At 57.1% G+C, this 10,186-nt stretch carries 10 protein-coding genes; 4 read left to right on the top strand and 6 right to left on the bottom strand.

Going from position 1 to position 10,186, the window contains the following annotated elements; translation table 11 throughout:
* Positions 1-88: 88 nt before the first annotated feature.
* The gene (locus tag AC1Q5P_RS21375; protein WP_492519969.1) at positions 89-664 is read left to right on the top strand and encodes a hypothetical protein; all 576 of its coding nucleotides are present in this window, start codon (positions 89-91) and stop codon (positions 662-664) included.
* Between the two features lie 338 nt (positions 665-1,002).
* On the opposite strand, the gene AC1Q5P_RS21370 is transcribed toward AC1Q5P_RS21375, so the two are convergent.
* Together AC1Q5P_RS21370 and AC1Q5P_RS21365 are read right to left on the bottom strand one after the other, a co-directional pair.
* Complete coding sequence (locus AC1Q5P_RS21370) at positions 1,003-2,028, bottom strand: ParB/RepB/Spo0J family partition protein (protein ID WP_481133714.1); 1,026 nt, start codon at positions 2,026-2,028, stop codon at positions 1,003-1,005.
* A 480-nt stretch (positions 2,029-2,508) separates the two neighbouring features.
* A complete protein-coding gene (locus tag AC1Q5P_RS21365) occupies positions 2,509-3,702 on the bottom strand; it encodes an AAA family ATPase (protein WP_492519968.1) in 1,194 nt (397 codons plus the stop codon).
* A 671-nt stretch (positions 3,703-4,373) separates the two neighbouring features.
* Between AC1Q5P_RS21365 and AC1Q5P_RS21360 the strand changes: the two genes are divergently transcribed.
* Positions 4,374-5,696, top strand: a complete 1,323-nt coding sequence (locus AC1Q5P_RS21360) for a replication protein RepA (RefSeq protein ID WP_481135847.1) — start codon at positions 4,374-4,376, stop codon at positions 5,694-5,696.
* 157 nt (positions 5,697-5,853) lie between these two features.
* Here AC1Q5P_RS21360 and AC1Q5P_RS21355 read toward each other — a convergent pair whose 3' ends face one another.
* The 4 genes from AC1Q5P_RS21355 to AC1Q5P_RS21340 all read right to left on the bottom strand — a co-directional run bounded on the left by AC1Q5P_RS21355 (position 5,854) and on the right by AC1Q5P_RS21340 (position 7,691).
* Positions 5,854-6,144, bottom strand: coding sequence for a hypothetical protein (locus AC1Q5P_RS21355; protein WP_481135848.1), 291 nt, complete (start codon positions 6,142-6,144; stop codon positions 5,854-5,856).
* Between the two features lie 115 nt (positions 6,145-6,259).
* The gene (locus tag AC1Q5P_RS21350) at positions 6,260-6,772 is read right to left on the bottom strand and encodes a Panacea domain-containing protein (RefSeq protein ID WP_481135849.1); all 513 of its coding nucleotides are present in this window, start codon (positions 6,770-6,772) and stop codon (positions 6,260-6,262) included.
* A 14-nt stretch (positions 6,773-6,786) separates the two neighbouring features.
* Positions 6,787-7,242, bottom strand: a complete 456-nt coding sequence (locus AC1Q5P_RS21345; RefSeq protein WP_481135850.1) for a hypothetical protein — start codon at positions 7,240-7,242, stop codon at positions 6,787-6,789.
* A gap of 128 nt (positions 7,243-7,370) precedes the next feature.
* Positions 7,371-7,691 carry a hypothetical protein gene (locus AC1Q5P_RS21340; RefSeq protein WP_481135851.1) on the bottom strand — a complete coding sequence of 107 codons (321 nt, stop codon included), beginning with the start codon at positions 7,689-7,691 and terminating at the stop codon, positions 7,371-7,373.
* A gap of 237 nt (positions 7,692-7,928) precedes the next feature.
* On the opposite strand from AC1Q5P_RS21340, the gene istA reads away from it, so the two are divergent.
* Positions 7,929-9,173 (top strand): IS21 family transposase, encoded by a 1,245-nt coding sequence (gene istA, locus AC1Q5P_RS21335; RefSeq protein ID WP_039338569.1) that lies wholly within the window; start codon positions 7,929-7,931, stop codon positions 9,171-9,173.
* Complete coding sequence (gene istB, locus AC1Q5P_RS21330) at positions 9,170-10,042, top strand: IS21-like element helper ATPase IstB (RefSeq protein WP_039338571.1); 873 nt, start codon at positions 9,170-9,172, stop codon at positions 10,040-10,042. The genes istA and istB overlap by 4 nt, the downstream gene beginning before the upstream one ends.
* Positions 10,043-10,186 lie beyond the last annotated feature (144 nt).

The following is a 10,186-nucleotide window of genomic DNA, read 5'->3' as shown; positions in this document are numbered from 1 at the left end:
GACACTATCCCCAACGTCACCGCTGACACATCACCATCAATGTCGCTGACCAGTCACCGACGATGTCGCGCTACAGCTGGAGAGCATAGTGACACTGGCGATGACAGCAGCAGATACCGAGCTCTTTGCCACCCAGGGACGAGGAGAGCATCAGTTCGATCTGGGTTTCCGGGTAGTAACCTTGGAACGGGATCGCGCGCGATCGCCTCGCTGGGCTCTCGACTTGGCGATGGCAAGCCTGGTGCCGCGTCTGGGCGCCGGGGCCCCTGCCCTTCCCTGCCCCGGGATGTTCGACCAGAAACTGCTCCAGCCCGATGCTCTTGCAGCGGAGGTACACCTCAAAGCTCTCAACGCCCTTCTGCGATCCATCGAGGTCGCGATGGCTTGCATTCGCGACGCGGGGACAATCCGTAAGGTGGCCGAGCGTGCGTCTGCATTGACGCGCAGCTCATCGAGGCTGTCGGCTGTGGTCGAGCTGGTCGCCATCCATGGATCGCTGAGATCATCACAGCTCGAGCGGCTGCTCGGGATGACGGATCTGGGTCTGCGCAAGACAGTCGAGATCGGCCGCAAGGCCGAGCTGCTCGCTGTCAGCAGATTGGCTGGCGTTCGCCTGGTGAGCCTGCGGGCGTCGCCCCATCGGATGGCAGGAGCGATCGATTAGACCCTGCCCCGTCCTGAGGCCATTCTCATCGAATGGCATATCTCTAGGCCAGCCTGTGTTGCGCTTGGGTCCAACACTAGAAGCGGTGATCAGACTTAGAGGATGCGCTATTTTGGCCGGGTTGGAAGAAAATGCAGCTTTTCTCGCGGGAAAAGTGTCTAAAATGTTGATTTTGATGCGCTTTTTCGCTGGCCTCCAGGAGGCAATATCAGCGCGAAAATTGGCAAGCGCCTTCCCACGGGACCTGAGAGGGGCACCCCCCTCTCAAATCGCCTAGAAATCGAAATTATGGCTGTTTCGCGTTTTGTTCACGATCTTCGCTTTTAATCTACGCGTGTTTACTCAGCCAAGTCAGCAATTGCTGCTGCGAAGGCGGCCATAAGCTCGCTGCGAGTTGCGCCAGACCTTGCATGCACCTTCAATGTCACGTCGCCGTTCACGGCAGGGGTAACAAGCATCATGGGCTTGCCTGCCTGGGACTGCAAAACCCGCGGCTCTGGCAACTCGGCCTTCGGCTTTTGTTTTGTCGCTAACTTAAGCCGAGCGGTTACTTGAGTTGCGTTCAGGGGCGCCCTTCCCTCTTCAATCGCCTTTGCGTTCTCATCGGTGATCCGCTGTGCCTCCAAGCGAATGAATGGACGCAACTGCTCATCCTTCCAGAGAGGAAGAATTACCGACGAGTGGTGAACGCCAAGTTCGAAAACATTTGGATAAGCGCTGAGCAGCTCCGGATCCATCTGAGCAAGCTGAATGTACTTGGAAAGCAGCCCTGGGCTGACCCCGTGTCGGCTTGCCATTGTCCTTTGGTTGCCACCGTAGAACTCGTTGAGACCGACCAACCAATCACGAGCTCTCTCTATCGGGGTTAGATCTTTGCGGTTGCGATTTTCCAAATCCGCAACACGAAATGCTTCGGAGTCGGAAAGGCTCTGGACGCTGATGAGAAACTCAAAGTGCTCATGGTCGTTCTCCCTGAGCCATGAGACAACCCAGTGCCTGCGTCGCCCTGCGATCACCTCATAGTCGTAATTTGGGTCGTCCTTTACCCGACGAACGATTGCCGGAATGTTCTGCTTACCCATGGCGAGCATTGAATCGATGAGATCTTGGCAGTTCTCTTGACTAAGCCAATTGTCATCTCGGTTGTGGAATTTCCAAGGCCGGCAACGTGCCGGATCGACAAGGAGGGTACCATCTGCGTTACGCTTACCTGCAGCAATTTTAGACAACGCCGTCTCGCGATTGTCGAGAACGCGCGCTGCAGGATTTGTCTCCTGACCTGGGCTGGTCGCCTCGTCGTCTTGCATCTTGTTCACCCGCGCTAAAATGTTAGCGCCAAATTGTTTGTGGGTCGACTTAGACATTGAGGGCTCCCCGCAAGGTTGGAAATGAGGACATTATGTGCGGCGCGATCAGATTGGTTTCAAACAAGTTGGGAGAAGATGCAGCCGACCTGTACGCCGATGTTTCAGTCTGAAACACGACCTTCGATTGGTCCGATTTACCCTTACAGGCAGGCAAAGAGGCGACGCCAATCTCGAATGTTTCAGTCTGAAACATCGGTACTGCTACAGCAGGGAATAACGAGGTTTCAGACTGAAACATTTGGCTGCCGGAAGGCATATGTGGTTGATCTTCCATCATTTCCCGTAAGGCACTTCGCCCTGAAATGCGCTTCGTGGTTGAGAATCGGACAGATGTTTCAGTCTGAAACATCATAGTTGGATCGCGATGTTTCAGACTGAAACATCGCGATCTGCCCCCGGCGTCAGCTGGAGTTTCAGTCTGAAACATCGGCGCTTGGCTCATAAGTTTCAGACTGAAACAGTGGCGTGAGAGTTGGGTCATGCGAGCCCTTCCCGCACCAGAGCTTCCATATGCGAAGGCCAAGTACGCCGCACCTCAAGCTCAATTTCAGCACAAACAGCGTTAAGAGATGCAAGGCAACGTTCGTGAACATCGCGCTTCGAAATGGGCCGGTCGAGTTCGTAGACAGTCTTGAAACGTGAGCTGGCATTGTCGATCTCAGCCGATTCCTTGAGAGTGGAGTTCAGCATGGAGCGGCCGAACACATCCTGCATGAGGTTCAGGACAGTCTTGTGCATGCCCTTATTCTCGGTCGTCTTGGATGCAACAATCCGCACGAAATTGAAGATCGGCCGTGCGCGATAGCGAGCAAGATGCTGCATCGATTGACAAGCCATCCCCACAAACGAGGCGGTCGAGGAGAAGTCCACGATGGTCGGTGGCACTGGGATAACCATGGCGTTTGCCACCGAGAGCACACCTAGCGAGATCATTCCCAGTGCCGGCGGCGGGTCTAGAATGACGATGTCGAAGTCGTTGGCGATCTCGCGGACAGCGTCGCCCAGGCGGTTGAACACCAGCGCCGCGTCTTCCCCATCGGTGCGAGCAACCTCTGCCGCGATCTCATATTCGGAGAGATAGAGATCAAGGTTTGCCGGTACCAACTTCAGACCATCAAAATGCGTATCCTTGATCATCCTTGGCTGGACACCCTCTTCGGGCGCGCGCAGGTATCCATATAGGGTGTCAAGGTCACCGTCGAGATCGAGATCCGGTCGGTAGCCAAACATAGACGTTGACGTTGCCTGGCTATCGCAGTCGATAAGGCAGACCCGGTAACCCTTGACTGCGAGATACTGGGCAAGATTGACCGCGATGGTTGACTTGCCAACGCCGCCCTTGAAGTTCTGAACCGCGATGATGGCCGGCTCTTCATACGCTTCACGGCGGGGAGCAGTGCCAAAGATCTGGCGCATGTGGTTCACCGCGCTGAGCGGGTAGTTCACACGCCTCCCATTTTGACCCCGTTGTGGTTCGGGCAGCCGTCCAGCTTTTTCAGCCTCTCGGATCAGGGAATCTGTTCTCCCAACCAACTCAGCGACGCGGGAGATGGGAAAGGTAGGCTCAGGCCGCAGTCCGGCATCACCCGAGGATTCATCGCGAATTGCTTCGAGCACGCGATTGGCCTGCTTGTGAATGCGAATGAGACTCTCATCCGCATCGAGATACATATCCTCCTCCTGCGGATTTGGCTGCCCACTATCTTCCTCGTCAACGAGGGGGAGGGCGGGCATCTCATCTTCAACGTGCAGAGAGCTGTTGTTCACAGTTTGGCCTCACATTTGCGGTTTTGAAGCTTTTATAGTAGGAAAAGCGCAAACTGCCAGCGTTTAGCTTAAAATTTCGGTTGCGAGTGCATGATCTTGAAATCTGCAGGTTAGGGGATTCACTTCGTGGCCTGAGTAAGAGGCAGGGAAGGGCAGGGGTCACCCGAATTTGAACCTGCATGATCTTGGAATAGCCGGCTTTCTGGGAGGGTGTGGACAACTATGCATGATCAGGAAATTTCGTGTCTGATCTCGAAATCCTGCTGGCATGATCATGGAATGAAAGCGGCATGTTCTTGGAATGCCGTATGGTCTGATCACGGAATACACCTTCCTATAGAGTCTATCCCTATGGAACCCGAAAGGCCGGTGCCTGGAATTCCACAACCTGATTTTCAATTTGGAAGATAGGATTTGGAAACTTGTGAGACGTTCCGTGCATCACGCAAATTGGCGCTTTTGATGGTATGTTCACGGAATAATCGCAAACCGGCTTGCCAAAACGTACCCTTTTGGCGTTTCTAGCAGCCCAAGAGGCGAATCGATGAGCCCGATTCGGCCATTGGAGACAGGGTATGAGCCGTCGTTTAACTTGGTCAAAGCCGAAGGGGCAGTTTTGGGCAGACGAACTCAAAGCCGGTGACGCTGAGGCTCTACGAACGCAGGCAGCAACCCAAGGGCAACTTGAGTTGTTCGAAGTGGCCTTCGCAGTCCATAGCCAAGACCCGGCACCTGCGTTTTTGCACAGCGTCCTGTGCTCGATGAGCTTGCCTACGAAGCGCCCACAGGGGGACAAGGAGTTTCAGCCGATCATTCGGCAAGACGGCAGCTATTCGCTGGCTGTGACACCGAAGCCTAGGCTCATCAGGAACAGCGAGGGCCAGTCTGAACTGGTGAACCTCGGGGTGCCGTTCGGGGCTTATCCGCGCATCATTCTGATCTCGATCCTCAGCCAGGCGGTCATGAAGACTTCCCGCGACGTGTTCCTCGGTGGCAGCTTCCGGGACATGATGCGGCGTTTTGGGTACGAAGGTGCAAGCCGTGGCCGGCGTGGACAGACCGACAAGCTTGTAGAGCAGCTCGATCGTCTCTTGGCTTGCGAGTGGATGATCAACTGGGAAGCTAGTGATCCGGGCAAGGCGGAGTCAGCCTTCAAGGTGGATGAGGTTAAGCTCTCGCACAATTACAGCGGTCTCAACAACCCAGACGGCACCTTCAATCGTGAACTCAGGATCTCCGAGACCTTCTTTGAGCATTTGCGAGAACATGCAGTGCGTCTCGATATGAACGCTATCCATGCAGTTCGAACAAAACCTACCGCGATTGACCTCTATACCTATCTCGCATTTCGCTTGCCGCGAATTCCTGAAGGGAAGGTCGTCGAGTTGAATTACGAGCAACTGGCCGTTCACATGGGTAACTCTATGGAATCCCCGGCTCAGGTCCGGTGGAAACTGAAGAACACTTTGGACTTGGTCGCAGGTCTTTATCCCGAAGCTCGTATCGAGATCGGCGACCGCAGTATCAAGATGCGCAACTCGCCTCGGCCGGTTGCAGATAGGGTTAGCAAGGTTCCTGTGAAGGCTTTGCCAAAGGCCAAGCGCGATGCCACCAAGGCTACGAAGGCCTCTGATGATCGGGCGACGCACCAACCTACGTTGGGACTGATTGAGCAGTCAGAAATTGAGTTTCCGACTGGCTCACTGCGCTATGCTTCTGATGGCGAGGTGTTTGTCGAGATCGCCCGCGAGCATGGCAATGGATACGACATTGATATGATAGCCGATAACTACCGCGCATTCATGAAGTCGAAGGGCGAAATGCCAACTGGAAAGCGGCTGATCGCATCCTGGACAGGCTTTTGCGAGAAGTTCAAGCCCTACATGGGAAACCAATGACTTGAGGCGAGACGGAGTGAAAGCATTCCAAGATCATGCAACGGCAGCTTGCATGATCTTGGAATCGCTTAAGACCAAGAACGCCTGGCTTTAAGTGAAAACCCCGCCCGGCGCCTGCCGGACGGGGTTCGAGGTTCCAGGCCATGCGGCACTGGCGTCAAGCGGCAATAGCGCGCTTCTCTCGGGGCAGGCCGACGATCACGACAGTGCCTTCATCGTGCTGGATGGCGAGCTGCACTGTGGCGCCAGGCAGGAAATGCGGCTGGATCGCCTTCAATGCGCCCCCGAAGGCCATGATGGTGCGACCCAGCGTCGAGCCATCCTTGTAGCTGACCTGGCCGGATACCCGGCCGTAGATGTTGCCGTTCTTGTCGTTGCCTACGACCATGTCGTCGCCAAACGTCACGGTCGCCTGAAAGATCGGACTGAACTTGCGGTTCTTTGCCATGCGCTATCTCCTTTTGTTGCGCGGTTTTCCTCCCTCGATGGGGAGCGATCTCTTTCACAAGCTTCAGCTCGAAGAGCCACTCTCGCGCGGCTAGCGAAGAACTGTTATTCCAAGATCATGCAGCTTTGCGTTGCATGATCTTGGAATCGGCGCGCAGGCGCTGGTAGTGCCTCATCAGCACGTCATCGCTGATGGGCATGCCATGCAGCTTCCCGCGAAGCCTCGGGAACGCACCGTAAACTTCGTGCCACGGTGTACCTTTGCGATTGAGCATCGAAGAGAGCTGGATGCCTGTGAGGTTGCCATACAGGGCAACGACTTGGCCGATCAGAGCATTTGTCCAGCTGTCTTCGCTCGGGACGAGAGGAGCCATGGTGCCAAGGGGAGGGACGATCGGGAGATGAAGCTTCTGCCGGGCGGTTGTCAGACCGCTATGGCGACAGGCCACGTAGAGGCTTTCGTGCATTGGCCCGTATTCCCAGGCCACCGGGCTTTCGCAGACGATGCTTTTACCGCCTTCGAGACCCCATCCTTGAATGATCTGGACGAGCTTGGCGATCTGCTGGATATCGAAGCGGCCTGGATGATTGCGGACGATCGTGTTGGCGATCATGATCGGCGTGTACATGGCGAACTCCGCAATCAGAGGGTGGAGAAGGGGCGACCGAGCTCGAGGTCGTCCAGATGCAAGGGGAGGGCGCTGTCATCGTTGAGGTCGTCCTCATCGCCACCCTGAAGCATGCTGTCGCGGCGTTGGCCGATTGGCAGAGCGTCAAGGAAGCGCGGCGTGATGAGGAACTCGCCCTCGACCAGTTGCCGCTCTCCATTAGCTTCGACCGTCAGGGCACCATCACGCTCGACAACCAGATAGGGACCGCTTGTGATGACAGCGTCGGTTTCAACGAAACCATCATCACCATGGAGAGCAAGGGTCTTCTCACGCGGGTTCCACACCCCATGAGTGGGAAGGTCCAGATCGCTGCGGAATGCCTGGTACGAAACGCCAACTCCTTCAGGACTGCCAATCAGGCAGCATAAGGTTTCGCCCTTGTGGGAGATGTAAGAGAAGAATGGCTTCGCTGGGTCGGCGAGATTCATGGCTGTGATGCTCGAACTGGAAGCAAGCGTGAGCGGCCGCAAAGAGCGACAGGCTGCGCAGCCTCTGGGATGTCGGATGCGGTTAGTTTGGACGTGCGGTGTCCGCACGTCCATCGGCCATTGACCCTTCAGGCGGCCATCTTCATTTCCGGGGCCTCGTCGCACCAGGTGACGTGCAGGTCATCGGCGGCGAACCGCAGCTTCGCCTGGCGCTTGCGGTGCATGGCAGAGCGAGCCTCGCTGGCCCATACCGTCAGGACCAGAAAGACGAGCGTGCCCATCGCGGCGGTCGAGAGACCCATCAACGTCATCATGATGGCGTGAAGAAGGCGCGCGAAGCCAAGGGCGGCATCCTTTGCTGCCCACTCGTCGAAGTATCCGATCGCTGATGCCACGCACAGTGCGCCGGCGGTCAAAAGCATCTCGAGGTCCTTGAGGAGCTTGCGCATCGAATTTTTCCTATCAAGCTGAAATCCGATGTGTTTTTGGGCTCTGTTGCAAACATGGGGCACGGCCGCGCGGCGTCACCCAGTTGGGGGATTAGTGTTGATGGCGGAGTAAAATGCCCCAGAAGTGACATTTGAAAATTCCCCACTTCTTCTCGTTGACCCTGTCCGGGGCGCGCCCCGGACAGGGTCAAATTCCAAAAATCCGGCATAGCTTCCCCGGTGGGAGGCGGTGCTGCGATGAAGAAGCTTGGAGATCTGATGATGATCCTGGATTTGCACCGCCAAGGCGTGAAGATTGCCGCCATAGCCCGGCAAGTCGGCATCGACCGCAAGACAGTCCGCAAATACATTGGCCGTGGCATTGAGGTGCCGACCTACGGTCCTCGCCAACCGCGCGAACGCCTGCTTGATCCTCACATGGGTTACTTGCGAGCGCGTCTGGAAGCCTATCCAGGATTGAGCGCGCAGCGGCTCGCGCGTGAGCTTGGCGAACGCGGCTACACCGGTGGCTACAGCACGGTGCGCGACGTGGTGCGCACGCTACGACCGGCAGGTGGAGGCAAGCCATATGCCGTGCGCTTCGAGACGCCTGCGGGCGAGCAGGCTCAAGTCGACTTTGCACAATTCCGCGTGCGTTTTGCCGACGCGCCCGATCGCGTGCAAATCGTCTGGCTGTTCTCCATGGTTCTGGGCTTCTCCAGGCTGATCTGGGGCCGGTTCGTCATGCGCCAGACTATGCCGAGCGTGCTGGCATGCCATCGTGCGGCATTCGAGGCGATCGGCGGCGTGCCGCGCGAGATCCTGTACGACCGCATGAAGACTGCCGTTATCGGTGAAGATGAGGATGGCCGTGTCGTCTACAATCGCACGCTGGGGGAGTTTGCGAAGCATTACGGCTATCTGCCGAAGGCCTGCCGCGCTTATCGGCCGGAGACCAAAGGCAAGGTCGAGCGGCCATTCCGCTACATTCGCGAGGACTTCTTCCTGGGCGGCGCGTTCCGCGATCTGCACGACCTGAACGCGCAGTTCGACCGCTGGCTGAGCACTGTCGCCAATCCCCGCCTGCACGCATCTACAGGGCGTGTCGTCAACGAGGCCTTCGCCGAGGAACGGCCTGCGTTGCAGCCTTTGCCCCTGGTGCCGTTCGGTGCCGTCCTCAAGCTGGAGCGCCGGATCAGCCATGAAGGAATGGTCAGCGTCGGCGGCAACTACTACTCGGTCCCCGATGCAACCCGACGCCGCGTTGTCGAAGTCCACAGCCTCGCTGACGAAATCCGGATCTTTGAAGATGATCGCCTGATCGCACGCCATCCATTGCTGGAAGGGCGGCGGCAACGTTCCCTTCTTGATGGACACCGGCGCCATCAGCGCCGGAACGACGATCTGCCGTTGCCGCATGGATTTACCGGACAGCAAGTGGCGCGCCGCTCTCTCGACATTTATGCCGCCATTGGTCAGCAACTAGCAGGAGCAAGAGCATGAACTCGCTGCTGCCGGACCCGTCAGCGTCCGTGCTCGACCGCATCAAATGCAGCATGGTTGGCCTCAAGATGCCGCGCGCGATCGAAGTCGTCGATGATTGCGTATCGCGTCTCGACCGTGGAGAGATCACAGCCCTTGAGGCTGTGGAGCAGTTGTTGCTCGAGGAGCTGACCTTCCGTGAGGAGCGCCGCATACGTACGGCGCTGCGCATGGGTAGGGTCAATACCGTGAAGACGCTGGCCGGATACGACTTCTCGTTCCAACCCTCGCTCGACAAGGCCAGGATCATGGCACTGGCCGAACTCAACTTCGTTGCGCGCGCCGAGGTCGTCCATCTGCTCGGCCCGCCCGGTACCGGCAAAAGCCACTTGGCCAGTGCTCTTGGCCTGGAAGCCGTCAAAGCAGGCAAAAGCGTCACCTTCATCACGCTGGCCGATCTGATCGGCGCCCTCGCCAAAGCCGAACGCGAAGGCACATTGCGCGAGCGGCTTCGCTTCTACTGCCGGCCATCGCTCCTGATCGTCGACGAGATCGGATACCTCCCGGTCATACCCGGGGGCGGCAACCTGTTCTTCCAATTGGTCAACGCGCGCTACGAAAAGGGTGCCATGATACTGACCTCGAACCGCGGCTTTGCCGAGTGGGGAGACATCTTCGGCAGCCCTGTAGTCGCAACAGCCCTGCTCGATCGATTGCTGCATCATGCCATCGTCATCCAGATCGATGGCTCAAGCTACCGCTTGCGTCGGCACGCCGATCTGCTGCCCGAACACATCAGATCAAATGCGCGAATTACACCGCCCGCTCTGGTTGAACCTCGCCGCCGCGGTCGCCCACCCAAGAATGGAGGACAGCCGCCAACCAACTGACCGCCCAAAGCCCAAAGTGGGGAATTTTACTTTGCCACTTCCGGGGATTTTTACAGTGCCGTTGACAATTAGGCAGCATTGGCGAAATGCTTATTGAGCATAATCATGGTTTCGGTCAGGGCCGAGGGTCCAATTCCGAATGCT

The organism is Novosphingobium sp. GW835-FHT14H07 (assembly GCF_058793515.1).
This window is presented reverse-complemented; position numbering and strand designations above follow the sequence as displayed.